The organism is Ensifer sp. ENS08 (assembly GCF_014852195.1).
Taxonomy (GTDB): Bacteria; Pseudomonadota; Alphaproteobacteria; order Rhizobiales; family Rhizobiaceae; genus Ensifer; species Ensifer adhaerens.
The window spans coordinates 805,560-829,844 of record NZ_JACVBF010000002.1; the positions used below are offsets into that span (position 1 = coordinate 805,560).

Sequence of the window (24,285 nt, forward strand, 5' to 3'; positions counted from 1 at the left end):
TTTCATGTCGGCCGGCAGACCGTCACCTTTCCCCGCACGCACAATAAAGATCAAGCTGGCCGCCGTGATTTTTTCGGGGACTGCCGGTGCTGCGCTTTGCCGCGGTCGTGAATGGACGGTAAAATGGCGCAAACACGTCATTGTCACTTTTCAGCGAGCAGAGGAGGCGGCTTCGGTGGGCGCAAGTTGGAAATCAAGATCCGATGTGTAATTTTGATGAAATATTCGTCAGTTAGCCTGAAACGCTAGCAACATTAAAATACGGTTGAGTGTCTGTTGCGAGGCTTGAATCACAGCTTCCATAGGTCTATACACCGCCGCAATGAGATGTTCTTCAGGAGAATCGCGTTGAGTGAGAAGATCGATCTTAGTACCTTCGTCCTTTCCGAGGACGATGAATTCATGAATGCCAACCACCGGGCGTACTTCCGGGCCAAGTTGAACGCTTGGAAAAACGACATCCTTCGCGAGGCACGCGAGACACTGGATCACCTGGCAGAGGAGAGCGCCAATCATCCGGATCTCGCAGACAGGGCTTCTTCCGAAACTGATCGGGCAATCGAGCTCAGAGCCAGGGACCGCCAGCGCAAGCTGATCTCCAAGATCGATGCGGCGTTGCAGCGTCTCGACGAAGGTACCTACGGCTACTGCGAAGAAACAGGCGAGCCGATCGGCCTGAAGCGACTGGACGCCCGTCCGATCGCGACCCTCTCGATCGAGGCGCAGGAGCGCCACGAGCGGCGGGAAAAGGTCTACCGGGACGAATAAGCTTTCGGGCTTTCGTAACAGTCTGAAAAAAGGCGCGGGTCAAACCGCGCCTTTTTCCGTTGTCCCGAATTTCTTCCGAAGCAACGAAGCGGCTCTTCGCTTCGATGCCTGGGCTCAGACAAGTATCTCGCTGCCGTCGCGATGCCTGACGTCGCCGTCAGGCCAATGCGGCAATCAGGGCTTCCGCCCGGCGGAGATGTCGGCCAGCATGCGGTTCATCTCTTCTTCGATTGTCGGCTCCTTATGACCGCCGTCGGCGACAGGCGCGCCAAGCGTCGGCTCCTGACGGCCGGAATGGGCCGGCGCACGGTTTTCCGGAGTGACCGATGTTGCCGGACCCAGGCGCTGCAGGTCGCCGGTGATCTCCGCGTCGAGAAGGCGCTCGAAATCAGAAAGGGCGGTCGCAGGAGCCGGCTGCGGTTGGAGCTGAGGCTGCGACTGGATGATCGCTGCGGGGCGCTGAAGCTGCTGGGCCGGCTGCATCTGAATGGGTTGCGGCTGTACAGCCTGCGCCATTGCCACAGGGCGGTTCATGGCTGCATCGACGTTGACCGCGGGTGCTGCGACGGAGGTGATAGACGGGCTCTCGGGTGCGGGCTGGGCGACAGGGCGAGCGAGAGGGCGCTGCTCTGCAGCAAGGGCAGGTGCTGCCACCGGGCGCTGTTCGGCCGTAACGCGCATGGGCGCCACCGGCTCGACGCGAGCGACCGGCTGTTCCTCTGTCCGGGTGATGGGGCGAACCGGCGTCGCGACGACGGGTTCGGCCTGCATTGTCGGCGCGGGCTGCTGAACGGGTTCCCTGACTGCCGGACGGCTTTCAGCCACCGGTTCGGCCACCTTGCGTTCGATGACAGCAGAGCGTTCGCTGACGGCCGGGCGCTCGTCGCCGCCGGCGACGATCCGGCTTTCGATGACGATATCCGTCGGCCCGCCGATCATGATCAGGTGCTCGACATCGTCGCGGCGCACGAGCACGAGACGGCGCCGGGTGTCCACAGCGGCAGCATCGAGCACGGCCAGGCGCGGCTGGCGGTTCTTGCCGCCACGGATGAATGGCGAGGAAGGACGGTTGCGCATGATCCAGAGCACGGCCACGAGGCACAAAAGTCCAATCGCGACCGCTGCAGCGGCGACGACGAACCGGCTGCCGTTGTCGGCGATGATCGTTTCCATCATAGGGTGAACTCCTTCTGCCTTTCGAGTGGCAGTATTTGACGGCTTTTTTCGGGCTCGGACAAGCACTTCGCCGACATTCCCTGTGAATTGGCTCGAATGCTTCCGCACAGGTGCTTTTTGCTGTTATCTCTGATTGTTAAAGATGATTCTTGTCCGAATGATCGAGGGCGTGTCGGCTATGGCCGATTTTGCCCGGCGGTTTGAGCGGATGCCGGCCGGAAGGGCTGGGCCGCGCCGCGCGCGGCGCCGGCCGCGTAAGAGGACCCGATGACGAAATTGCGGCAGTCAGGCGACTACCAGATGCCGGTTGTTGACCGTGGCGTCAGGCCCGGAACCGTGCTGCGGATCGTGCTGCTCGCGATCGTCCTCACCGTCTCGGCCATCGCCTTCGTGATCTTCCGGAACCAGATGGAAAACGAGATCGTGCTCGGCATCCTCGGCGTTCTCGCCATGGTCGGCATCTTCTTTCTCGTGTCCTCGGTCATCGGCTTCATCGAGGTGATGCCGCAATCGCGCCCGGACGAACTGGCGCGCGCCTTTCTCGATGCGCATGAGGACGGCACGATCGTCACGGACCGGAAGGGCCGGATCATCTACGCCAACGCCGCCTATGGCGCGCTCACGGGCGCGAGGAACGCTGCCGGCATCCAGTCACTCGAAACGATCCTGTCGCGCAATCGCGAGGCGACGGAAGCAATCTACCGGCTGACCAACGGCCTGCACGAGGGCAAGCAGGGGCATGAGGAATTCCGCCTGCTGAAGCCGCTTGCGACCGGTGCGGCCACCGGCTCCGGCGCCCATTGGTTCCGGCTGAAGGCACGCGTGCTGCCGCTCGAAGACAGCGAGCGCAATCCGCTCTATCTCTGGCAGATCGCCGACATCACCGCCGAACGCGATGACCAGGAGCGCTTCTTCAAGGAATTGCAGAACGCGATTGATTATCTTGATCACGCACCCGCGGGCTTCTTCTCCGCCGGCCGCAAGGGCGAGATCTTCTATATCAACGCCACGCTTGCCGACTGGCTCGGCATTGATCTCACCAAGTTCCAGCCGGGCTCGATAAGTATTGGCGATCTGGTGGCCGGTGAGGGGCTGACGCTCGTCCAGGCGGTGCAGGCCGAACCGGGTCTGAAGAAGACCAAGATGCTCGACCTCGACCTGCGCAAGTTGAACGGCCAGAGCCTGCCGGTGCGCATGATCCACCGTGTCTCCTCGACCCGCGACGGCGCGCCCGGCGAAAGCCGCACCATCGTCATGTCGCGCGAGGGCGGCGAGGACAGCGACCAGTCGGCGTCGAGCGCAGCGATGCGCTTTACCCGCTTCTTCAACAATACGCCGATGGCGATCGCCTCGGTCGACGGCAATGGCCGGATCCTGCGCACCAACGCGCCGTTCCTGAAGCTGTTTTCCGGTCTCGTCTCGCAGGACGACGTCGAGCGCGGCGCGCTGATCGATGCCGTGGTGCACGAAACCGAGAAGCTTCGCCTGCACGACGCGCTGGCGGCCGCCAAGGACCGGCAGGGCGACATCGCGCCGATCGACGCGCTGCACCCGACCGATGGCGAGCGCCATTTCCGCTTCTACGTCAATGCCGTGATCGACCAGACCGATCAGGCGCCGGAGGAAGCGGCGATCATCTATGCGCTGGAGATTACCGAGCAGAAAGCGCTCGAAAACCAGATGGCGCAGACGCAGAAGATGAACGCCGTGGGCACGCTTGCCGGCGGCATCGCGCACGACTTCAACAACGTGCTGACGGCGATCCTGCTGTCCTCCGACCACCTGCTTCTGTCTGCCCGGCCGGCCGACCCGAGCTTCGCCGACCTGATGGAGATCAAGCGCAACGCCAACCGTGCCGCTGTTCTCGTGCGGCAGCTGCTTGCTTTCTCGCGCAAGCAGACGATGCGGCCGACGGTGCTCAACATGACCGACGTGATCGGCGACCTGCGCATGCTGGTCGACCGCATGACCGGAACGAACGTCAAGGTCGAGGTCGACTATGGCCGCGATCTCTGGCCGGTCCGGACCGATCTCGGCCAGTTCGAACAGGTGCTTTTGAACCTCGCGGTCAACGCCCGCGACGCGATGCCCCAAGGCGGCATCATTACACTTCGCACCCGCAATCTGCCGGCGGCGGAGGTTTCGGCCTTCGGACGCCGTGAGCTGCCGGACGAAGACTTCGTGATGGTGGAAGTTTCCGACCAGGGAACAGGTATTGCGCCCGAAATCCTCGACAAAATCTTCGAGCCGTTCTTCACGACCAAGGAAGTGGGTAAGGGAACTGGTCTCGGCCTGTCGATGGTCTATGGCATCGTCAAGCAGTCGGGCGGCTACATCTATCCGGAATCGGAAGTGGGCAAGGGCACGACCTTCCGCATCCTCTTGCCGCGCCATATCGAGGTGCCGGTTGCGCCCGAGGAGCCCGCGCAGGCAGGCACCGGAACCGTTGCTGCGCCGGTGGTGCAGACGATAGCGGCTCCCGTGGTCAAGAACGAGGAGCCGACCGATCTCACCGGCGATTCGGCAGTCGTGCTGCTCGTCGAGGACGAGGAGGCTGTTCGCCGCGGCGGCAAGCGCATGCTGGAAACGCGCGGCTACACCGTCTACGAAGCGGGCTCCGGCGTCGAGGCGCTCGACATCATGGACGAGCTCAACGGCGCCGTCGATATCGTCGTATCCGACGTGGTGATGCCGGAAATGGACGGACCGACGCTCCTGACCGAACTGCGCAAGAAATACCCGGACCTGAAGTTCATCTTCGTCTCGGGCTATGCCGAAGACGCCTTTGCCCGCAACCTGCCGGCGGATGCCAAGTTCGGCTTCCTGCCCAAACCGTTCTCGCTGAAGCAGCTGGCGGTATCCGTGCGCGAAATGCTCGATTCCTAGGGCCATTGAACGCCAGGGAATATCGACCGGGGTCCGGCGCTGGGTACGTTAGGCTTCCGCCCCTAGTCGTTCTGCTGCCTTGACCAAGGATCATTGGCCGAGGCGCGCGTTGCCGACCAGCCGGGAGGAAGATCGGCGATCTCGTCAAGGTCGGTGTGGCGCTTGACGACCTCCGCCGTCGCGACCACCAGCACTTTCGCCATGTGTTGCGACGAGAACCGGGTGCCCCGCGAGCACCGAACGGCAGGTAACGCAGGCAACATCAGGTGCTTGATCAAACTTCCAACGCATCGTCAGCCTTCGCCAATGTAAAAAGCCCGGCGCTTGCGGGCCGGGCTTCTCTATTTCTCGCCGTTTCTTACCGGATTACTTCACGTTCAACGCGACGGCGATCTCGCCGGCAAGCCGGGCATTGTTCTCGACCAGCGCGATGTTGGTCTCGAGGCTGCGGCCCTCGGTCATTTCGAAGAGGTTGCTGAGCAGATAGGGCGTGACCGCCTTGCCGGTGATCTCGTCGTTCTCGGCATTGTCGAGCGCGCGGGCGATATAGATTTCCATCTCTTCGCGCGGGATCTCGGCAGCTTCCGGAACCGGATTGGCAACCAGCATGCCGCCTTCGACGCCGAGCAGCTCGCGCATGGTCTGGAAGTTGGCGATCGCGGCCGGGCTGTTCAGCATCAGCGGGCTCTTGAGGCCGCTGTCGCGTGACCAGAAGGCCGGGAAGATTTCGCTGTCATAGGTGACGACCGGAACGCCGCGGGTCTCGAGCACTTCGAGCGTCTTCGGAATGTCGAGGATCGCCTTCGCGCCGGCGCAGACGACGATGACACCGGTGCGGGCGAGTTCATCGAGGTCGGCGGAGATGTCAAAGGAGAGCTCCGCTCCACGGTGCACGCCGCCGATGCCGCCGGTCGCAAAGACGCGGATGCCGGCGCGGGCAGCAGCGATCATCGTCGCGGCGACGGTGGTCGCGCCGGTGCGGCGCTCGGCGATCGCGAAGGCGAGATCGGCGCGCGAGACCTTCATCGCGCCCTGGGTCTTGGCCAGTTCTTCGAGCTTGGCATCGTCAAGGCCGATATGCAGTACGCCATGAATGACGGCGATGGTCGCCGGCACGGCACCCTGTTCGCGGATGATCGCTTCAACGCTGCGGGCCATGTTCAGGTTGCCCGGGTAGGGCATGCCATGGGTGATGATGGTCGATTCCAGTGCCACGATCGGCGCGCCACGCGCCTTGGCGGCTGCGACCTCGTCGGAATATTCCATCGGCAGGAAGGGGGAAGCGGGTTTGGTCATGGTCTTTCCTTGGGAGTTCTGCTGGCAAATGTCATGACAGCATTTGGGGCGTGGGCACAAGGGCCAGCGCCTGTTCGAGATTGGCCGCGGACATCTCTTCGGATGCGGCCAAGGGAGAACGCAACGTCAAACCGGCGGCTGCGATGCCGTGCCGCAGGCAATCGGCGATGTTGCGGCCGGCAAGGCGGGCGGAAAGGAAGCCGGAGGCGAGCGCGTCGCCGGCGCCGGTGACGTCGGCAAGGGCGGGCAGGGCCGGCGGCACGACGACACAGGCGCTGTCGCCCTCGAAGGCAACGACCGTACGGCCGCCCCGGGTCACGACGCCTCCGTTGATGCCGAGACCGCGCAACAGGGCCGGCCATTCTTCCGCCTCGGCCGCCTCCTTGCCGGTCAGCGCCCGCGCCTCGGATTCGTTCATGAACAGGAACGAGAGATGCGAGAGGCACGGCCGGTAGCGGATGACCTTGGCCGGCGAAACAGCGATGCCGGCGACGAGGCGGCCGTTGCCGGCAGCCGACTGGGCAAGTGCGGCGATCGTTTCTTCCGGCAGGTTGGCGTCGGTCAGCACCAGCTTGCTCGCGGCGATGACCTCGCGGAGCGCCCGCCGCTGCAACTGCCGTGGCGAGAACAGCCGGTAGAGTTCCATGTCGGCGAGCGCAATCACCAGATTGCCGTCGTTTTCGAGGATCGCCGTATAGCTCGGCGTCTGGCGGTCAAGAAAGGTGAGGGGACTGTCGATGACGCCAGCGGCGGCCGCGGCTACGGTCACCATCTCGCCGGCCGCATCACCGCCGCGGGTGCTGATCATGCGCACGCTGTGGCCAAGCCGCGCCAGGTTGCGCGCGGCATTGAAACCACCGCCGCCCGCTTCTTCGAACCAGCTTCCCGGATTGCTCGATCCGGGCGCTGTCGTTCCCGATATACGGCCGCGCCTGTCGATATGCGCGCCACCGAAAACGGCGATGTCAGCTTGCGTCATGAATGTTCCTCTGCTTGGCCGATCGGCCGAATATCTGTTGGCATCCTGCAATGCCGCGTCGCAAAGCGCCACGCGCCCGACCTGCTCAAAGTCTCATGCGCAGGCGAATCGGCCGAGCCTTGCCGGGCAGGTTCGAAGGGCTGGCGCCAACATTCGAAAACTCTGGTTTCGTTCCGTGAACAAGAATCGAACGTATCGTTGAAAGCTATTGTTTTTCAATGTGTTGTCGCGCTCTTGCAAATACGGAACAAAACATGTACAAAAACTCCTGCGGCGGCTTCATTGCCTCGGTAGCTTCAATAACCTAAAGGTGGACCAAATGGCACAAAACTCTTTGCGGCTCGTAGAGGACAAATCGGTGGATAAAAGCAAGGCACTTGAAGCGGCACTTTCCCAGATCGAACGTTCGTTCGGTAAGGGATCGATCATGAAGCTCGGTGGGAAGGACAGCATCATTGAGATCGAGACGGTTTCGACCGGCTCTCTCAGCCTCGACATCGCGCTCGGCATTGGCGGCCTGCCGAAGGGCCGCATTGTTGAAATTTACGGCCCGGAAAGCTCGGGTAAGACGACGCTGGCGCTGCAGACCGTCGCCGAAGCACAGAAGAAGGGCGGCATCTGCGCCTTCGTCGACGCCGAACACGCGCTCGATCCGGTCTATGCCCGCAAGCTCGGCGTCGACCTCGAAAACCTCCTGATCTCGCAGCCCGACACCGGAGAGCAGGCGCTTGAGATCACCGATACGCTGGTGCGTTCCGGCGCGATCGACGTGCTGGTCGTCGACTCGGTCGCCGCGCTCGTGCCGCGCGCCGAAATCGAAGGCGAAATGGGCGACAGCCTGCCGGGCATGCAGGCCCGCCTGATGAGCCAGGCGCTGCGCAAGCTGACGGCGTCGATCTCCAAGTCGAACTGCATGGTCATCTTCATCAACCAGATCCGCATGAAGATCGGCGTGATGTTCGGTTCGCCGGAAACCACCACCGGCGGCAACGCGCTGAAGTTCTACGCCTCGGTTCGCCTCGACATCCGCCGCATCGGCTCGGTCAAGGAGCGCGAAGAGGTCGTCGGCAACCAGACCCGCGTCAAGGTCGTCAAGAACAAGATGGCGCCTCCCTTCAAGCAGGTCGAATTCGACATCATGTATGGCGAGGGCGTATCGAAGACCGGCGAACTGGTCGACCTCGGCGTCAAGGCCGGCATCGTCGAAAAGTCTGGCGCCTGGTTCTCCTACAACAGCCAGCGTCTCGGCCAGGGCCGCGAGAACGCCAAGACGTTCCTGCGCGACAATCCGGATCTCGCGCGCGAAATCGAGACGGCGCTGCGCCAGAACGCCGGCCTGATCGCTGATCGGTTCCTCGAGAATGGCGGTCCGGAAGCGGACGACGGTGACGAGCCGCCGGAAGCATAAGCCGCTCGGCCCACTGAGGTTACCAGAAAACCGGTCGTCCCGTGGGCGGCCGGTTTTTTGCTGGCGTCTGGACAGTCGGATATGTGAGCGATAAAAGCCTTTGGTTCCGGCGACCCAGCGCGTTGGAGGGTGCGGTCACCACGGGTGGCCGCAGGGTTTAGGGACAATGGCTTAGTGGCGCGGCGTGGGCCGGACGCGGGCCGGAATCGGTGCTTAAGAATAGGACGCAAGATGAGCGGCGTGAATGAAATCCGGTCGACCTTTCTCGACTATTTCCGCAGGAACGGTCACGAGGTCGTGTCGTCGAGCCCGTTGGTGCCGCGCAACGACCCGACATTGATGTTCACCAATGCCGGCATGGTGCAGTTCAAGAACGTCTTCACCGGCCTGGAGCAGCGTCCCTATTCGACGGCCGTTACGGCGCAGAAGTGCGTTCGCGCCGGCGGCAAGCACAACGACCTCGACAATGTCGGCTACACCGCGCGTCACCACACCTTCTTCGAAATGCTCGGCAACTTCTCCTTCGGCGATTACTTCAAGGAGAACGCGATCGAGCTCGCCTGGAACCTGATCACCAAGGAGTATGGCCTCGACGCCAAGCGCCTGCTGGTCACGGTTTACCACACCGACGACGAGGCCTTCGATCTCTGGAAGAAGATCGCCGGTTTCTCCGACGATCGCATCATCCGCATCCCGACCAGTGACAACTTCTGGGCCATGGGCGATACCGGTCCCTGCGGTCCGTGCTCGGAAATCTTCTACGACCACGGCGACCATATCTGGGGCGGCCCCCCGGGCTCGGCCGACGAAGACGGCGACCGCTTCATCGAGATCTGGAACCTCGTCTTCATGCAGTACGAGCAGATCACCAAGGAAGAGCGGGTCAACCTGCCGCGTCCGTCGATCGATACCGGCATGGGCCTCGAGCGTCTCGCAGCCGTTCTCCAGGGCGAACACGACAACTACGACATCGACCTCTTCCGCGCGCTCATCGCGGCTTCGGAAGAAGCGACCGGTGTCAAGGCTGAGGGCGACCGTCGCGCCAGCCATCGCGTCATTGCCGACCACCTGCGTTCGTCTGCCTTCCTGATCGCCGACGGCGTGCTGCCGTCGAACGAAGGCCGCGGCTACGTGCTTCGCCGCATCATGCGTCGTGCGATGCGTCACGCGCAGCTGCTCGGCGCCCAGGATCCGTTGATGTGGAAGCTGCTGCCGGCACTCGTCGGCCAGATGGGCCGCGCCTATCCGGAACTGGTGCGCGCCGAAGCGCTGATCTCCGAGACGCTGAAGCTTGAGGAAACCCGTTTCCGCAAGACGCTGGAGCGCGGTCTCAATCTGCTGTCCGACGCATCTGCCGATCTGTCTGAAGGCGACCAGTTCAACGGTGAAACCGCCTTCAAGCTCTACGACACCTACGGCTTCCCGCTCGACCTGACCCAGGACGCGCTGCGCGCCAAGGGCATCACCGTCGATACCGACGCCTTCTCGGTTGCCATGGAGCGCCAGAAGGCCGAAGCCCGCGCCAACTGGGCCGGTTCCGGTGAAGCTGCGACCGAGACCATCTGGTTCGAGCTCAAGGAAAAGCACGGCGCGACCGATTTCCTCGGCTATGACACAGAGACCGCCGAGGGCGTGATCCAGGCGATCGTGCGCGATGGCGCTGTCGTAGCAACCGCCGCCAAGGGCGACACCGTCCAGGTGGTGCTCAACCAGACGCCGTTCTACGGCGAGTCGGGCGGCCAGATGGGCGATACCGGCACGATCACGACGGAAAGCGGCAAGCTCACCGTCACCGACACGCAGAAGCGCGGCGAGGGGCTCTTCGTCCACTTCGCGACCGTGGCCGAAGGCACGGTCAAGACCGGCGAAGCCGCCCAGCTCGACGTCGATCACGCCCGCCGCTCGCGCCTGCGCGCCAACCATTCGGCAACGCACCTACTGCACGAGGCGCTTCGCGAAGTGCTTGGCACCCACGTGGCCCAGAAGGGCTCGCTGGTAGCGCCGGAACGCCTGCGCTTTGATGTTTCTCATCCGAAGCCGATGACGGCCGAGGAGCTGAAGGTCGTTGAAGAGATGGCCAACGAGATCATCGTCCAGAACACGCCGGTGACCACGCGCCTGATGAGCGTCGATGATGCGATTGCCGAAGGTGCGATGGCGCTCTTCGGCGAGAAGTACGGCGACGAGGTTCGCGTCGTCTCGATGGGCCGCGGCATTCACGGCTCCAAGGCCAACCGCGCTTATTCCGTCGAACTCTGCGGCGGCACGCACGTGTCTGCCACCGGTGACATCGGCCTGGTGCGCGTCGTCTCGGAAAGCGCCGTCGGCGCCGGCGTTCGTCGCCTCGAGGCGCTGACCGGTGAAGCGGCACGCGCTTATCTGAACGAGCAGGACGAGCGCGTGAAGACGCTCGCCAACACCCTGAAGGTTCAGCCGGGCGACGTGCTCGGCCGCGTCGAGGCGCTGCTCGACGAGCGCCGCAAGCTGGAACGCGAGCTGACTGAGGCCAAGAAGAAGCTGGCACTCGGTGGTGGCGGCGAAGCGGGTTCGGCCGATGCCGCCCGCGAAATCGCCGGCGTTCGCTTCCTCGGCAAGGTCGTTTCGGGCGTCGAGCCCAAGGATCTGAAGAGCCTGGCCGATGACGGCAAGAAGAGCCTCGGCTCCGGCGTCGTTGCCTTCGTCGGCGTTTCCGGCGATGGCAAGGCAAGCGCGGTCGTTGCCGTGACCGACGACTTGACCTCGAAGCTCAGCGCCGTTGACCTGGTTCGCGTCGCATCCGCCGCTCTCGGCGGCAAGGGCGGCGGCGGCCGTCCCGACATGGCCCAGGCCGGCGGTCCGGATGGCGACAAGGCGGCCGAAGCGATCGAAGCGGTGGCCGTCGCACTCGCCGGCTGATTGGTACCCGCAGCAGAATAGGAAAAGGGGCGTCCGTTGCGGCGCCCTTTTTGTTTGCATCGGGCAGGGCTTGTGTAGCTTCACGCTCGCGGTCCCGCGAGCCCCCTCCGGCCGTGCGTGTCATACCCCGCCGGATCACCAGCCCACACGAACAGAGCCTCGGCGCCTCTGACGGTCAAACCGAAACGTGATTGCTGGCCAAGGCACCGTTCTGGGGTCCTATATCGCGGAAGGCTCGTACAAATCTCTGTCGAAGCACGCCCGCAACTCCGCAGGATTTGTCAAATTGATCTATGGTCTACCCATCCGTGAGCAAAGCGCGAAAGGTTGGACATGGAAGAGCGGGTAGCGTGGGCGACCTATGAACGGCGTCTGCACCGGGTCAGCGACTACATCTACGGTCATCTCGACGGCGATCTCGACCTCGATCGCCTTTCCGAGATTGCCTGTCTGTCGCCGCACCATTGGCACCGGATCTACCGGGCCGTTCACCGCGAGACGCTGGCAGGAACGGTGAAGCGGCTGCGGCTGCAGCGGGCAGCGGCCGATCTCGCCCAGACCGATCTTCCTGTCGAAACGATCGCGCAGCGCTCTGGCTATCCCAATCTGCAATCCTTCAACCGCACCTTCAAGGCCGCCTATGGGCTGCCGCCGGCGCGATACCGCAAGGAGGGGAGCCATGTCGCCTTTGAAACCGCTTCAACGGAAGGAATTCCAGACATGTATGAAGTCACCCTGAAGGACGTCGAAGCCTTCGACCTCGTCGGCGTCGCCCACACCGGCTCCTATATGGAGATCGGCAAGGCGTTCGAGACGCTCTATGGCACCCTCTTTTCACGGCAATTGTTCCGGCCGGACATGGAGATGATCGGCATCTACCTCGACGATCCGGAACTGGTGCCGGCGGAAAAACTGCGCTCCTTTGCCTGCGTCAGCGCGCGCGGACCGATGCCGGCGGAGGCGCCGTTGACCCCGCAGCATCTCGACGGCGGCCGCTATGCGGTGCTTCGCCACAAAGGCCCTTACGCGGATATGCCGAAGGCCTACCAATGGCTCTACGGCACATGGCTGCCGCAGTCCGGCCGCGATATCCGCGACAGCCTGATGTTCGAGAAATATCTCAACAATCCCCGCGAAGTTGCGCCGACCGAACTCTTGAGCGAGATCTATCTGCCTTTGAAGTGACAGACACCCGAGCACACACCCGCAATTGACGAATCAGTGTCCGGGCGGCACCTTTTGGTTCGGCGTGGCCTGCGCCGAACCTCCAAAGATCGTCCCCAGCACGATCCTTTCACGGAGGCAAAGGGACTTCAGTCTCGGGTCGCAATCTCGGTCCCACCGTTTCGGGTCCGGTTGCTGGGGAACTTGCCCGAGACGCGAAAGGCCCTGTGATGACTGAAAACCGAAATTTCAAACGGCGCGTGCGCGCCCGTGCCGCCAAGACCGGCGAATCCTATACGACTGCACTCATGCATCTTCGCCAGGCTTCGGCGGAAGACTTGGTGGCGCAACCAAGATTGCTGCGCCTGGCCGTGGCGCAATCCGGCTATTTCGACGATCCCCGCGATGCGGCGGCCCTTCACCACGCCGGCGAAGGGATCCGACACCTGATGCGGGAGGCGCATCGGGCCGGCGCGCGGGTGCTGCATTTCCCGGAGGGCGCAACGTGCTTTCCGAACAAGCGCATCATGTCGACGATCGGTCCGCGCGAAATAGGCCAGTCCGATTGGCGCCGTTTCGAGTGGACGGTTCTGCGCAAAGAGCTTGATGCCATACGGACGTTGGCGCGGGACCTCGGCCTATGGACGGTCCTTGGATCCGTTCACAAGCTCACCGAACCGCATCGCCCGCACAACAGCCTCTATGTGATCTCGGACAAGGGGGCGGTCGCGACACGCTACGACGAGCGCATGCTGTCGAACACCAAGGTCTCGTTCATGTACACGCCCGGAACGATCCCTTTGACGTTCGAGGTCGACGGCGTCCGCTTCGGCTGCGCGCTCGGCATCGAGTGCCACTTTCCCGAGATTTTCGGCGAATACGAACAGCTGAACGTCGATTGCGTGCTGTTTTCGACCTCCGGCGGCGCTCTGGCGAACGACATTGCCTTTGCCGCCGAGGTGCAGGGGCACGCTTCGATCAATCGCTATTGGGCGAGTTTTGCGGTTCTCGCGCAGCCCGGCCTGACGGCTCCTTCAGGGATTGTTTCGCCCGACGGGCAATGGGCGGCCCGATGCAGCGGGGATGGACCATCGATCGTCGTGGCGGATATCGGCAGGGACCCCGTCGATCCGGCCCGGCCATGGCGCCGGAGCGCGAGAGGCGGGATCTACGACCCGCATATCGTCAGCGACGATCCGCGCAGCAGCAGCCGCGACATGTTCTAGCAGTCGCTGCCGGTAGCATGGCCGTGCTCGCCTTGAGGTCGTGCGCGTACCGGCTGCAGTCCGGCGCCGATCCGCGTTCCGGAATTTTGATTGGTCCAAAAAAGAAACCCGGCGCGAGGCCGGGTTTCGTTGTCTCTTCGACTGGAGCCTATCAGGCAGCCATGGCCTTCTGCAGGTTCTCGTCGATCTTGTCGAGGAAGCCGGTGGTCGAGAGCCACGGCTGATCGGGACCGATGAGGAGCGCCAGGTCCTTGGTCATGAAGCCGGCTTCGACGGTGTCGACGCAGACCTTCTCAAGCGTTTCGGAGAACTTTGCGAGTTCGGCATTGCCGTCGAGCTTGGCGCGATGAGCGAGCCCACGGGTCCAGGCAAAGATCGAGGCGATCGAGTTGGTCGAGGTTTCTTCACCCTTCTGGTGCTGGCGGTAGTGGCGGGTAACGGTGCCGTGCGCGGCTTCGGCTTCAACCGTCTTGCCATCCGGCGTCATCAGGACCGAGGTCATCAGGCCGAGCGAGCCGAAGCCCTGGGCGACGATGTCCGACTGCACGTCGCCGTCGTAGTTCTTGCATGCCCAGACGTAGCCGCCGGACCACTTCAGGGCCGAGGCGACCATGTCGTCGATCAGGCGGTGTTCGTACCAGATCTTCAGTTCCTTGAACTTCTCGGCGAATTCGGCGTCGAAGACCTGCTGGAAGATGTCCTTGAAGCGACCGTCATAGACCTTGAGGATGGTGTTCTTGGTCGACAGGTACACCGGAACCTTGCGCTGGATACCGTAGTTGAACGAAGCGCGCGCGAATTCGGTGATCGAATCGTCCAGGTTGTACATACCCATGGCAACGCCGGCCGACGGTGCGTCGAAGACGTCGTATTCGATTTCCTTGCCGTCTTCGCCGACGAACTTCATCGTCAGCTTGCCCTTGCCCGGGAACTTGAAGTCGGTGGCGCGGTACTGGTCGCCGAAGGCGTGACGGCCGACGATGATCGGCTTGGTCCAGCCCGGAACCAGGCGCGGAACGTTCTTGCAGATGATCGGCTCGCGGAAGATGACGCCGCCGAGGATGTTGCGGATCGTGCCGTTCGGCGACTTCCACATCTTCTTCAGCTTGAACTCCTCGACGCGGGCTTCATCCGGCGTGATCGTGGCGCACTTGACGCCGACGCCGTGCTTCTTGATCGCGTTGGCGGCGTCGATCGTTACCTGGTCTTCAGTAGCATCGCGGTTTTCGACGCTGAGGTCGTAATATTCCAGATCGACGTCGAGGTAGGGATGGATCAGCTTGTCCTTGATGAACTGCCAGATGATGCGGGTCATCTCATCGCCGTCGAGTTCGACGACCGGATTGGCGACCTTGATCTTTGCCATGAATATGCCTCGTAGCTTATGCGGGACAGCGGGAGCGATGTCCCTTCCTCTCTGAAAAATCCTGTGCCCTATAGCACTCAGAACCGACAAGGCAAAGCATGCTTGGCTGAAACTTTGGATGGAGGTGGAGACGCACCTCGGACGGCTCTTCGCCACCGCTTTTCGACGCCTGCTTTCGTCGCGCCGGCCTTGCAAAGATCGCGTCTGCCGCTATGCAGGAAGAACCGGCGAAAGCGGCGCGCGTCCACAGGCGGCCGCGGGACAGGCAAAGGCTTCCGATGGCACTTCGTTCCCGTATGCGCGATTGGCTTCTTGCCAACGATCCGGCCTTCTCCCGCCTGCGGCAGGCCTCGCGCATCACCGCGACGATCGTCGTTTCCATCCTGCTGCTGATGGCGTTTCATTACCTCGTCGCACCGCTGCCGCCGGCCGCCTTCGGGCTTGCGGCGTCGCTGTCGATCGAAGGGGGACTGGCGGTGCGCGATCGCACCATTGCCGGCCAGCGGCTCACCCGCATCATCGCGGTCCTCGTCGGCGTTTCGATGGTCGGGCTTGCGTCGGTTCTCGAGAATCACCGCTACGTTTCCGACGTCGTCTTCCTGCTGATCATCTTTCTCGCGGTCTATGGCCGCTCCTTCGGCCCCCGAGGTTTTGCCGTCGGCATGTTCGCCTTCATGTCCTATTTCACCGGCGCCTATCTGAGGCCAACGCTCGATCAGTTGCCGGCCCTGTTCTTCGGGGCGGCGGTCTCGGCCACCGTCGCGCATCTCGTCCGCACGCGGCTGTTGCCGGATGATCGCTATCGCGACCTCCTGCGCGCCACCGCAAGCGTGCAGCGTCGCGTCGACCAGATGCTGCTGCAACTGGCGGAGATCGCCCGCAAGCCCGTTCTGTCACCGGCCGATCGTCGTCAGCTGCATGCGGCCGAAGAGCGGCTGAAGGAAGCGGTGCTGATGGCCGAAAGCTTCATTCCGACGGAAAACCGGCGGCCGGAACCGCAGCCCGGCCTTACGACCTCCGACCTCGTCATCAACCTCTTCGACCTGCATCTTGCGGCCGAAAGCGTGATGGTCGTCAGCTTCCAATCGATGCCGCCGCCGGCACTGGTGGAGGCGATGGTGGCGCGCGACGGCGGGCGGATCGACGCGGAGATCGCGCGGCTCGGCGATGCCGCTCCGCGCCGCGAAGAAACGGTGAAGGCGCTGCTGTGGCTGCGCAACGTCCGGCAAAGGCTCGCCCGAAGCCTTGCAAAGCTGACGCCGGCCGATCTGGAAGAGCCGCCACTGCACTTGAGCGGCGTTGCCGCCCGCTGGAGGCCGTCGCTGAACGATCCCGCCTTGAAGGCGGCGATCCAGATCACGCTCGCTTCGGGCATCGCCATGGTGTTCGGGTTGATGCTGTCGCGGGAACGTTGGTTCTGGGCGGTGCTTGCGGCGTTTCTCGTCTTCACCAACACGCGCTCGCGCGGCGATACGGCGGTCAAGGCGCTGCAGCGCTCGGCCGGCACCCTGTTTGGCATTGTGGTCGGCATCATCGTCGGCACGCTGGTAGCCGGCAATATCTACCTGGTGCTGCCGCTCAGCGCACTTTGCGTCTTTCTCGCCTTCTATTTCCTCGCTGTCTCCTATGCGACGATGACCTTCTTCATCTCCGTCGTTCTGTCGCTGGTCTATAGCCTGATGGGCGTGCTGAGCCCGCATCTGCTGCAACTGCGCCTGGAGGAAACCATGATAGGCTCGATCGCCGGTGCGGCGGTCGCCTTCGTCGTGTTTCCGACGCGCACCCGCACGACGCTCGATGCCGCCGTCGCAACCTGGTGCGACGAACTCAAGGGCCTGCTGCAGGCGGCGCGGGACGGGGCATCGGGTCTGGTGCTCATTACCCGCTCGCAGGCGCTCGACCGCGCCTATCGTGACCTGGCCGCCGCCGCAAAGCCGCTCGGGCTTCCCTGGCAGTTGGTGACGCGTCCCGGTCATGTGCGACAGGCGCTGGCGATCTTCATGGCGTGCACCTACTGGGCACGAGTTTTCGCGCGGCGTGTCGGCACGGATGCGGAGCTGGAAGGAACCGATTTCAAGGCGGACATCGACGCCAATCTCGCGCTCGTCCAGACGGTGCGCGACAAGGCCTCGGCCTATTTCTACCAGGTCGGCCGGATCGGTGCGCCGGTCGATCGCCACCTGCCGATTTCAAAGGATGATGCGGAGCTTGGTCTGGAAATGATCGGGGTGTCTCTCAACCGGCTTCATTTGTAGTGGACTTTAATTTCGCCGGCATTTGTGCAAGGGAAACGCCGAACGAAAGGCGAAGGCTAAGGAAATGGCAGGAACGAACAGCGAGCGCGAACTTCTGGCGGAAGGACCGGCGATCATTCTCGCCTATCCGCAGCTCGGCGAAAACATTGGTATGGTCGCCCGCGCGATGGCGAATTTCGGCCTGGCGGAGCTTCGGCTCGTCAATCCGCGCGACGGCTGGCCGAGCGAAAAGGCACGATCAGCCGCAAGCCGTGCCGACCACGTGATCGACGCTGCCAAGCTCTATGGTTCGGTCGAAGAGGCGATCGCCGATCTCAACTTCGTCTATGCCACGACCGCCCGCGACCGCGATGGCTACAAGCCGGTGCGTTCGCCGATCGTCGCGGCGCGCACGCTCCGCCAGCGCTTCCAGACCGGAGAGAAAACCGGCATCCTGTTCGGACGCGAGCGCACGGGCCTCACCAACGAAGAGGTGGCTCTGGCCGACGAGATCGTGACCTTTCCGGTCAATCCCGCTTTCGCCTCGCTCAATCTCGCCCAGGCCGTGCTTCTGATGTCCTATGAGTGGCTGAAGACCGGCATGGAGTCTGAGGACCAGACCTCGTTCCAGGCGATCGAGCAGCGGCCGGCGACCAAGGAACACCTGCAGGGTCTGTTCGAGCATGTCGAGGAAGCGCTTGAGGCGCGCAACTACTTCCGCTCCGCCGACAAAAAGCCGAAATTGGTCGAGAACCTGCGCGCGGTTCTGACCAGGCCGTCCTTCACCGAATCCGAAATCCAGGTGCTGCGCGGCGTCATTTCTTCGCTCGACCGGTTCACGCGGGAAAACCCGCGCGGCTCCGGCGCTCCGGGCGAACACAGCAGGAAAGCGCGAGACAAAGGTGACAGCGAGTGAACTGAAACCCATCCTCGTCTTCGACAGCGGCATCGGTGGCTTGACCGTGCTGCGTGAGGCGAGGGTGCTGATGCCCGAGCGGCATTTCATCTATGTCGCCGACGATGCCGGCTTTCCCTATGGCGGCTGGGAAGAGGCGGCGCTGAAAGAGCGCGTGATCGCGCTCTTCGGCCGGCTGCTTTCCGAGCATGATCCGGAAATTTGCGTGATCGCCTGCAACACCGCCTTCACGCTGGTCGGCGCAGATCTTCGCGCGGCCTTTCCTCAGATGACCTTTGTGGGCACGGTGCCCGCGATCAAGCCGGCGGCAGAGCGCACACGCTCCGGCCTCGTTTCGGTGCTTGCGACCCCGGGTACCGTCAAGCGGGCCTATACGCGCGATCTCATCCAGTCCTTTGCCAGCCAATGCCATGTGCGGCTCGTCGGCTCCGAAAACCTCGCCAAGATGGCGGAGGCCTATATCCGCGGCGAGAAACTGGACGACGAAACGGTACTAGCCGAGATCGCACCGTGTTTTGTCGACATGGACGGCAGGAAGACCGATATCGTCGTGCTTGCCTGCACCCACTATCCCTTCATGGCGAACGTCTTCCGCAGGCTGGCACCCTGGCCGGTCGACTGGCTGGATCCGGCCGAAGCGATTGCCAGACGGGCGCGCTCGCTCGTGCCGCAGCCAAACGGCTTCGAGCCGCTGAACGGCCAGGACCCGGCGATCTTCACCTCCGGCAAACCGGATTTCGCCACCCGGCGGCTGATGCAGGGCTTTGGCCTGACGGTGGCACTTGATGCCATCGGGGAAAAGCGAGCAGGGCATGCCGAAGCGATCGGGTAGTGCCCCGTTCATGCGTTCCTATGGCCGGCACGGTTAAAAGAAGATCGCCAGCAACAGGCCAATCAGAACAGCTAGCACGCAGGCGGCGCGAAAGCGCATGCGGCTGGCGCGTTCGGCGTCGTCTTTCGCGGCGACCCGTTGCGTGTCCTTGTAAGCATCGCGCATACGGCGATCGAGATTGTTCAGTTCCATCTGCTGCGCTGTTTCGTGGTGCTGCATACCTGCCACGGCAAATCGCTTCGACCAAATCGCATATGGGCGTCCGTGCCTTCTCGCAAAAGTACGATATTCAACTTTATATTGTGACCGCCAAATTCTACATCCGGTCCTCTTCCAAGGAGACTTTCCTAAGCGTATTCCCTGTGGGTTATGTGCGCCGACGGCAGGATTTCCGGGAAATCCGTGCTAGGTGTCGCCCGATAGGCGGTCTCCGCGTGATCGAGAATCAATCAAGAGTATTCAGGCACAGTGCGCAACGGTATCGCATCCGGACCTGCGTAAGATTTAACATGACGAGGTGGAAATGAAGGTCGGCATCGACATGGGAGCGACGTCCGAAGGGACATCGGCCTCGCTCGATATCGAGGAGCTTCTGGCCACCCGTCTCTTGGTGCAGGGCAATTCCGGTTCGGGCAAGTCGCATCTGTTGCGCCGGCTGCTGGAACAGTCCGCGCCCTGGGTGCAGCAGTGCATCATCGACCCTGAGGGTGATTTCGTCACGCTCGCCGACAAGTTCGGCCATGTCGTGGTCGAGGGTGAACGCACCGACGCCGAGCTGATCGGCATTGCCAACCGCATTCGCCAGCATCGTGTTTCCTGCGTGCTCTCGCTTGAAGGTCTCGATATCGAGCAGCAGATGCGCAATGCCGGCGTGTTCCTGAACGCCATGTTCGATGCGGATCGCGAGTTCTGGTATCCGGTGCTGGTCGTCGTCGACGAGGCGCAGATGTTTGCGCCGTCGGTTGCCGGCGACGTCACCGAAGAGGTGCGCAAGATTTCGCTCGGCGCCATGACCAACCTGATGTGCCGCGGCCGCAAACGCGGCCTTGCCGGAGTGATCGCCACGCAGCGCCTGGCGAAGCTCGCCAAGAACGTGGCGGCGGAAGCCTCGAACTTCCTGATGGGCCGCACCTTCCTCGACATCGACATGCTGCGCGCCGCCGATCTGCTCGGTATGGACCGGCGCACGGCGGAAATGTTCCGCGACCTCAAGCGCGGTTCCTTCGTCGCGCTTGGCCCGGCGCTGTCGCGCCGGCCGCTCAAGGTGACGATCGGCGCGGTCGAGACCTCGGCGCGCTCGACGAGCCCGAAGCTGATGCCGCTGCCCGAGGCGCCGCAGGACGTCGAGGATCTGATCTTCACGCCGGATCCGGAGGAGCTGACGCGGCCGATCATGCGCCGCGCCGTTGCGCCGCCGCGCCCGACGACCGACATCCTGGCCGAGCTCTCCCGCCCGCGGCCCGAGCCTGCCGCGCCGGTCGAGGCAAGGCAGGCGCAGCCGGAACTTTCCGCCGAGGAAAAAGAGAGCCTGCTCGACAGCGTCTTTGTCGAAATCCTCAGCAATCCGGAAGCAGCCTTCCGCCCCGATGCAGAACTGTTCCAGGATTTTCTGGTGCGATGCCGCATTCGTCGGCTGCCATCCGGTGCAGCCCTGTCGCTGAGCGCCTTCCGCCGCAAGATGGCCGTCGCGCGCTCCGGCATCGACGCGGAGACGGCGGGAACAGAATCCTGGGCGCAGGCCTTGCAGCTTGCCGATCGCGTTACCGAGGACTTGCAGGCCGTGTTCCTGATGATGGCGCAGGCGGCCGTCCGCGGCCTGCCGTGCCCTTCCGACGCGATGATCGCGCGCGCCTATGGCACGCACTCCGCAAGGCGGGCCCGCCGTCTGCTCGGCTACTTCGAGGAGCATGGGTTGATCGTCATCCATGCGGATTTTGCTGGAAAGCGTATCGTCGCGTTCCCGGACCTTGGCAGCGAGACCGCTCCAGGCGACGCCAACGGGCCGGATGTGACGGCTGCGGCTGCCGCTGCGGCTGAGTGAACCTCGACCTTTCGCGTAAAGGCATCAGCTATTCCGACCACGCTCAGACGGCGCTGGCGCGTTACGGTGTCGTGGCGTCAGACCCATTCCTGGATGACGTGATCGGACGCGTGGATGCAGGTCATCTGCAGGCGGCCGGTGCCGGTATTGACGAAGCGGTGCGGCGTCTCCGGATCGACGACGATGATATCGCCGGCCTTACCCATGATCTTCTGCTCTCCGACGGTGAACTCCGCTTCGCCCGAGTGCACGATCCATGTTTCCGGATAGGGATGAACGTGAAGGGCAGGCCCCTGGCCAGGCTCGGCATCCATCAGGAACAGCGAGATCGGCGTGCCGAATTGCCCACCTTCAAACAGGATCGTGCGGTTTGGGCTCTGCTTCTGTTCTGTAAGGGGAATGACATGAAACATGCTGGCCTCCATCGTCGTCCGGGTTGGCTTCCCAATGGGAATGAATTATCTTCACGAGAAGATATTACCCGAAACTATCTTCTCGTCAAGATATATTGACCGATGCCGAGGTGAACGATGCAGAATGAGAATGAGGGAAGGGACCATGTGGACCGTCTGCAAGCGCAGTGGGCGGCCGAACTGCCCGACCTGAATACCGAGCCTATGGCCATCCTCGGGCGCGCCTACCGGCTTTCCAATCTGGTGCGCCCCTCGATCGAGGAGACCTTCGCCTCTTTCGGCATCGACCGCGGCGAGTTCGACGTGATCTCGACGCTGCGGCGATCCGGCCCGCCTTACCGGCTGACGCCGACGGATCTCTATACGCTGCTGATGATTTCGTCCGGTGGACTGACGCACCGGCTCGACCGGTTGCAGAAGGCAGGATTGATCCAGCGGGAACGCTCGGCGTCCGACGGCCGCAGCAGCGTCGTCGGGCTGACGGAAAAGGGAATAGCCCTTGCGGAAACCGCCTTTCGCGCCGACATGGCGAGCGAGTCGCGCTACCTCGAGGTGCTGAGCAAGCAAGACCGCACGGCGCTGGCGGCGCTCCTCAGGAAACTGCTGATTTCGTTGGAGCAAGCGCCACCGAGTGGTCCGGCCTGATCAACGGCTGTTTGTCACGATTTTGTTTGACAACAGGGGCTGGACCCACTAAAGCCGCCCCAACGCCGGGCAGAAATGTCCGGTGTTTCATTTGACATGTCCCGTGGCTTCTCCGTCTGCGTGATCGTGAGAAACCTGTCAGAGCCCCGAAAATGGGTTCAGAGGAGGGCGTGTTTCCTTGATCCGGTTTGGAAACAGGCCGGTGTAACTATTTGAAAGGAAATGCGATGAGCAAGCGCGAATCGTCCAAGTACAAAATTGACCGCCGTATGGGCGAAAACATCTGGGGCCGTCCGAAGTCCCCGGTAAACCGCCGCGAATACGGCCCGGGCCAGCACGGCCAGCGCCGCAAGTCCAAGCTCTCGGACTTCGGTGTACAGCTGCGCGCCAAGCAGAAGCTCAAGGGCTACTACGGCGACATCCGCGAGAAGCAGTTCCGCGCGATCTTCGCCGAAGCTGACCGCCGCAAGGGTGACACCCCGGAAAACCTGATCGGCCTGCTCGAATCGCGCCTCGACGCGATCGTCTACCGCGCCAAGTTCGTTCCGACGGTCTTTGCTGCCCGTCAGTTCGTCAACCACGGCCACGTCAAGGTCAACGGCGTCCGCGTCAACATCGGTTCCTACCGTTGCAAGCCGGGCGACGTCATCGAAGTCAAGGAAAAGTCCAAGCAGCTCGTAACCGTTCTCGAATCGGTTTCGCTCGCTGAACGCGACGTTCCGGATTACATCGAAGCTGATCACAACAAGATGGTCGCGACCTTCGTCCGCGTACCGGTTCTCTCCGACGTGCCTTACGCCGTCGTCATGGAACCGCACCTGGTCGTCGAATTCTATTCGCGTTAATCCGAGGCTCTCGCCTTGTGATACTTCGAAAGCCGCCCGGAAACGGGCGGCTTTTTTGTCAGTGCCGATCAGCATCCGCGCTACCGCGGACCCCAGCGAATAAGCGCCTTATCGTCGCCTCGATCCGAAAGCGATGACCAAGAGGGAAGCCCGATGCCCGAAGAGCAGAAGCCGCAGGATCTGCAGGCGATCATCGACGACATTCATCGGGAGCTGAGCCCCCGGTTCGGCCAGGGCAAGGTCGCCGACTACATTCCGCAGCTCGCGCGCGTCGACGCCAAGCATTTCGGCATGGCGATCGTGACCACAGGCGGCCAGATCTATCGCGTCGGCGATGCCGAGGTGCCGTTCTCGATCCAGAGCGTTTCCAAGGTTTTCACGCTGACGCTGGCGCTCGGCAAGCACGGCGAGAACATCTGGCACCGTGTCGGCCGCGAGCCCTCAGGCTCCGCCTTCAACTCGATCGTCCAGCTCGAGCAAGAGGGCGGAAAGCCGCGCAACCCCTTCATCAATGCCGGCGCCATCACCATCAGCGACCTGATCCTTGCCGGCCATACGCCGCGGGAACTGATCGGCGAGATCGTGCAGTTCGTCCGTTATCTCGCCGACGACGACCAGATCGTCATCGACCATGAGGTCGCGCGTTCGGAGACGGCCACCGGTTATCGGAACTTCGCGCTTGCCAATTTCATGCGCTCCTTCGGCAAGCTCGACCACCCCGTCGACCACGTGCTCGGCGTCTATTTCCATCACTGCGCGCTTTCCATGACCTGCAGCCAGCTTGCGAAAGCCGGGCTGTTTCTGGCCGCCGGCGGCAGCAATCCGCTGACCGGCCATAACGTCGTCTCGCGCCAGCGGGCGCGGCGCATCAACGCACTGATGCTGACCTGCGGCCACTATGACGGCTCGGGCGATTTTGCCTATCGCGTCGGCCTGCCGGGAAAGAGCGGCGTTGGCGGCGGCATTCTGGCGGTGGCGCCTGGCAAGGCGTCGGTTGCCGTCTGGTCGCCTGGCCTCAACGAAAACGGCAATTCGCTGCTCGGATCGCTGGCGCTCGAAATGCTCGCGGCGCGCACTGGCTGGTCGGTCTTCGGTCCCTGAACTCCTCCGACTAGGGCGATCTGCACGGTGCGGCCGATTTCCCTTGATCTTGACGGCTGGAGCAGGCAAGTGCTGGCCCAAGATTAGCCGGGCG

Annotated in this window: 20 protein-coding genes; 13 read left to right on the plus strand and 7 right to left on the minus strand. The window is 62.9% G+C overall.

Annotated features, from left to right (window positions below; genetic code table 11):
• Positions 1 to 348: 348 nt before the first annotated feature.
• Positions 349 to 768, plus strand: coding sequence for an RNA polymerase-binding protein DksA (dksA, locus tag IB272_RS09555; protein WP_034794589.1), 420 nt, complete (start codon positions 349 to 351; stop codon positions 766 to 768).
• Between the two features lie 174 nt (positions 769 to 942).
• Here dksA and IB272_RS09560 read toward each other — a convergent pair whose 3' ends face one another.
• Complete coding sequence (locus IB272_RS09560; RefSeq protein ID WP_060585065.1) at positions 943 to 1,944, minus strand: flagellar biosynthetic protein FliO; 1,002 nt, start codon at positions 1,942 to 1,944, stop codon at positions 943 to 945.
• A 267-nt stretch (positions 1,945 to 2,211) separates the two neighbouring features.
• Between IB272_RS09560 and IB272_RS09565 the strand changes: the two genes are divergently transcribed.
• Positions 2,212 to 4,830: a PAS domain-containing sensor histidine kinase gene (locus IB272_RS09565; RefSeq protein ID WP_060585067.1), complete on the plus strand. Its 2,619-nt coding sequence runs from the start codon at positions 2,212 to 2,214 to the stop codon at positions 4,828 to 4,830.
• Positions 4,831 to 4,892: 62 nt separating this feature from the next.
• On the opposite strand, the gene IB272_RS09570 is transcribed toward IB272_RS09565, so the two are convergent.
• The 3 genes from IB272_RS09570 to IB272_RS09580 form a co-directional block, all read right to left on the minus strand.
• Entirely contained in the window at positions 4,893 to 5,033 is a 141-nt protein-coding gene (locus IB272_RS09570) for a hypothetical protein (RefSeq protein ID WP_162733013.1), read from the minus strand.
• Positions 5,034 to 5,196: 163 nt separating this feature from the next.
• Complete coding sequence (locus IB272_RS09575) at positions 5,197 to 6,126, minus strand: pseudouridine-5'-phosphate glycosidase (protein WP_034794581.1); 930 nt, start codon at positions 6,124 to 6,126, stop codon at positions 5,197 to 5,199.
• A 31-nt stretch (positions 6,127 to 6,157) separates the two neighbouring features.
• Positions 6,158 to 7,105, minus strand: coding sequence for a carbohydrate kinase family protein (locus IB272_RS09580; RefSeq protein ID WP_060585069.1), 948 nt, complete (start codon positions 7,103 to 7,105; stop codon positions 6,158 to 6,160).
• A 319-nt stretch (positions 7,106 to 7,424) separates the two neighbouring features.
• On the opposite strand from IB272_RS09580, the gene recA reads away from it, so the two are divergent.
• The 4 genes from recA (at position 7,425) to IB272_RS09600 (ending at position 13,798) form a co-directional block, all read left to right on the plus strand.
• A complete protein-coding gene (recA, locus tag IB272_RS09585) occupies positions 7,425 to 8,513 on the plus strand; it encodes a recombinase RecA (protein ID WP_043614579.1) in 1,089 nt (362 codons plus the stop codon).
• Between the two features lie 231 nt (positions 8,514 to 8,744).
• A complete protein-coding gene (alaS, locus tag IB272_RS09590) occupies positions 8,745 to 11,408 on the plus strand; it encodes an alanine--tRNA ligase (RefSeq protein WP_060585071.1) in 2,664 nt (887 codons plus the stop codon).
• 333 nt (positions 11,409 to 11,741) lie between these two features.
• Positions 11,742 to 12,593, plus strand: a complete 852-nt coding sequence (locus IB272_RS09595) for a GyrI-like domain-containing protein (RefSeq protein ID WP_060585072.1) — start codon at positions 11,742 to 11,744, stop codon at positions 12,591 to 12,593.
• A 209-nt stretch (positions 12,594 to 12,802) separates the two neighbouring features.
• The gene (locus IB272_RS09600; protein WP_060585073.1) at positions 12,803 to 13,798 is read left to right on the plus strand and encodes a carbon-nitrogen hydrolase family protein; all 996 of its coding nucleotides are present in this window, start codon (positions 12,803 to 12,805) and stop codon (positions 13,796 to 13,798) included.
• Between the two features lie 151 nt (positions 13,799 to 13,949).
• Here IB272_RS09600 and IB272_RS09605 read toward each other — a convergent pair whose 3' ends face one another.
• The gene (locus IB272_RS09605; RefSeq protein ID WP_034794552.1) at positions 13,950 to 15,164 is read right to left on the minus strand and encodes an NADP-dependent isocitrate dehydrogenase; all 1,215 of its coding nucleotides are present in this window, start codon (positions 15,162 to 15,164) and stop codon (positions 13,950 to 13,952) included.
• 278 nt (positions 15,165 to 15,442) lie between these two features.
• On the opposite strand from IB272_RS09605, the gene IB272_RS09610 reads away from it, so the two are divergent.
• The 3 genes from IB272_RS09610 (at position 15,443) to murI (ending at position 19,146) form a co-directional block, all read left to right on the plus strand.
• Positions 15,443 to 17,419 (plus strand): FUSC family protein, encoded by a 1,977-nt coding sequence (locus IB272_RS09610; protein ID WP_060585075.1) that lies wholly within the window; start codon positions 15,443 to 15,445, stop codon positions 17,417 to 17,419.
• 64 nt (positions 17,420 to 17,483) lie between these two features.
• Positions 17,484 to 18,314 (plus strand): RNA methyltransferase, encoded by an 831-nt coding sequence (locus IB272_RS09615; RefSeq protein ID WP_060520734.1) that lies wholly within the window; start codon positions 17,484 to 17,486, stop codon positions 18,312 to 18,314.
• Complete coding sequence (murI, locus tag IB272_RS09620) at positions 18,301 to 19,146, plus strand: glutamate racemase (RefSeq protein ID WP_060585077.1); 846 nt, start codon at positions 18,301 to 18,303, stop codon at positions 19,144 to 19,146. Before IB272_RS09615 ends, murI begins: the two co-directional genes overlap by 14 nt.
• 33 nt (positions 19,147 to 19,179) lie before the next feature.
• On the opposite strand, the gene IB272_RS09625 is transcribed toward murI, so the two are convergent.
• Positions 19,180 to 19,374: a hypothetical protein gene (locus IB272_RS09625; RefSeq protein WP_162733012.1), complete on the minus strand. Its 195-nt coding sequence runs from the start codon at positions 19,372 to 19,374 to the stop codon at positions 19,180 to 19,182.
• 295 nt (positions 19,375 to 19,669) lie between these two features.
• Here IB272_RS09625 and IB272_RS09630 point away from each other — a divergent pair, with 295 nt between their 5' ends.
• Positions 19,670 to 21,187 carry an ATP-binding protein gene (locus IB272_RS09630; RefSeq protein WP_060585081.1) on the plus strand — a complete coding sequence of 506 codons (1,518 nt, stop codon included), beginning with the start codon at positions 19,670 to 19,672 and terminating at the stop codon, positions 21,185 to 21,187.
• A gap of 77 nt (positions 21,188 to 21,264) precedes the next feature.
• On the opposite strand, the gene IB272_RS09635 is transcribed toward IB272_RS09630, so the two are convergent.
• On the minus strand, positions 21,265 to 21,600 hold the full coding sequence (locus IB272_RS09635) for a cupin domain-containing protein (RefSeq protein ID WP_034794649.1): 336 nt from the start codon (positions 21,598 to 21,600) through the stop codon (positions 21,265 to 21,267).
• 117 nt (positions 21,601 to 21,717) lie between these two features.
• Between IB272_RS09635 and IB272_RS09640 the strand changes: the two genes are divergently transcribed.
• The 3 genes from IB272_RS09640 to IB272_RS09650 all read left to right on the plus strand — a co-directional run bounded on the left by IB272_RS09640 (position 21,718) and on the right by IB272_RS09650 (position 24,191).
• A complete protein-coding gene (locus tag IB272_RS09640) occupies positions 21,718 to 22,245 on the plus strand; it encodes a MarR family transcriptional regulator (protein ID WP_060585083.1) in 528 nt (175 codons plus the stop codon).
• 227 nt (positions 22,246 to 22,472) lie between these two features.
• Positions 22,473 to 23,090, plus strand: a complete 618-nt coding sequence (gene rpsD, locus IB272_RS09645) for a 30S ribosomal protein S4 (RefSeq protein ID WP_034794529.1) — start codon at positions 22,473 to 22,475, stop codon at positions 23,088 to 23,090.
• Positions 23,091 to 23,243: 153 nt separating this feature from the next.
• On the plus strand, positions 23,244 to 24,191 hold the full coding sequence (locus tag IB272_RS09650) for a glutaminase (protein ID WP_034794526.1): 948 nt from the start codon (positions 23,244 to 23,246) through the stop codon (positions 24,189 to 24,191).
• Positions 24,192 to 24,285: the final 94 nt, after the last annotated feature.

What these genes read in the sequence shown, in the direction of transcription:
- IB272_RS09560 (WP_060585065.1), bottom strand. Translation starts at nt 1,944, where the DNA reads ATGATGGAAACGATCATCGCCGACAACGGCAGCCGGTTCGTCGTCGCC.
- IB272_RS09565 (WP_060585067.1), top strand. Translation starts at nt 2,212, where the DNA reads ATGACGAAATTGCGGCAGTCAGGCGACTACCAGATGCCGGTTGTTGAC.
- IB272_RS09570 (WP_162733013.1), bottom strand. Translation starts at nt 5,033, where the DNA reads ATGGCGAAAGTGCTGGTGGTCGCGACGGCGGAGGTCGTCAAGCGCCAC.
- IB272_RS09575 (WP_034794581.1), bottom strand. Translation starts at nt 6,126, where the DNA reads ATGACCAAACCCGCTTCCCCCTTCCTGCCGATGGAATATTCCGACGAG.
- IB272_RS09580 (WP_060585069.1), bottom strand. Translation starts at nt 7,105, where the DNA reads ATGACGCAAGCTGACATCGCCGTTTTCGGTGGCGCGCATATCGACAGG.
- recA (WP_043614579.1), top strand. Translation starts at nt 7,425, where the DNA reads ATGGCACAAAACTCTTTGCGGCTCGTAGAGGACAAATCGGTGGATAAA.
- alaS (WP_060585071.1), top strand. Translation starts at nt 8,745, where the DNA reads ATGAGCGGCGTGAATGAAATCCGGTCGACCTTTCTCGACTATTTCCGC.
- IB272_RS09595 (WP_060585072.1), top strand. Translation starts at nt 11,742, where the DNA reads ATGGAAGAGCGGGTAGCGTGGGCGACCTATGAACGGCGTCTGCACCGG.
- IB272_RS09600 (WP_060585073.1), top strand. Translation starts at nt 12,803, where the DNA reads ATGACTGAAAACCGAAATTTCAAACGGCGCGTGCGCGCCCGTGCCGCC.
- IB272_RS09605 (WP_034794552.1), bottom strand. Translation starts at nt 15,164, where the DNA reads ATGGCAAAGATCAAGGTCGCCAATCCGGTCGTCGAACTCGACGGCGAT.
- IB272_RS09610 (WP_060585075.1), top strand. Translation starts at nt 15,443, where the DNA reads ATGGCACTTCGTTCCCGTATGCGCGATTGGCTTCTTGCCAACGATCCG.
- IB272_RS09615 (WP_060520734.1), top strand. Translation starts at nt 17,484, where the DNA reads ATGGCAGGAACGAACAGCGAGCGCGAACTTCTGGCGGAAGGACCGGCG.
- IB272_RS09630 (WP_060585081.1), top strand. Translation starts at nt 19,670, where the DNA reads ATGAAGGTCGGCATCGACATGGGAGCGACGTCCGAAGGGACATCGGCC.
- IB272_RS09635 (WP_034794649.1), bottom strand. Translation starts at nt 21,600, where the DNA reads ATGTTTCATGTCATTCCCCTTACAGAACAGAAGCAGAGCCCAAACCGC.
- IB272_RS09640 (WP_060585083.1), top strand. Translation starts at nt 21,718, where the DNA reads ATGCAGAATGAGAATGAGGGAAGGGACCATGTGGACCGTCTGCAAGCG.
- rpsD (WP_034794529.1), top strand. Translation starts at nt 22,473, where the DNA reads ATGAGCAAGCGCGAATCGTCCAAGTACAAAATTGACCGCCGTATGGGC.
- IB272_RS09650 (WP_034794526.1), top strand. Translation starts at nt 23,244, where the DNA reads ATGCCCGAAGAGCAGAAGCCGCAGGATCTGCAGGCGATCATCGACGAC.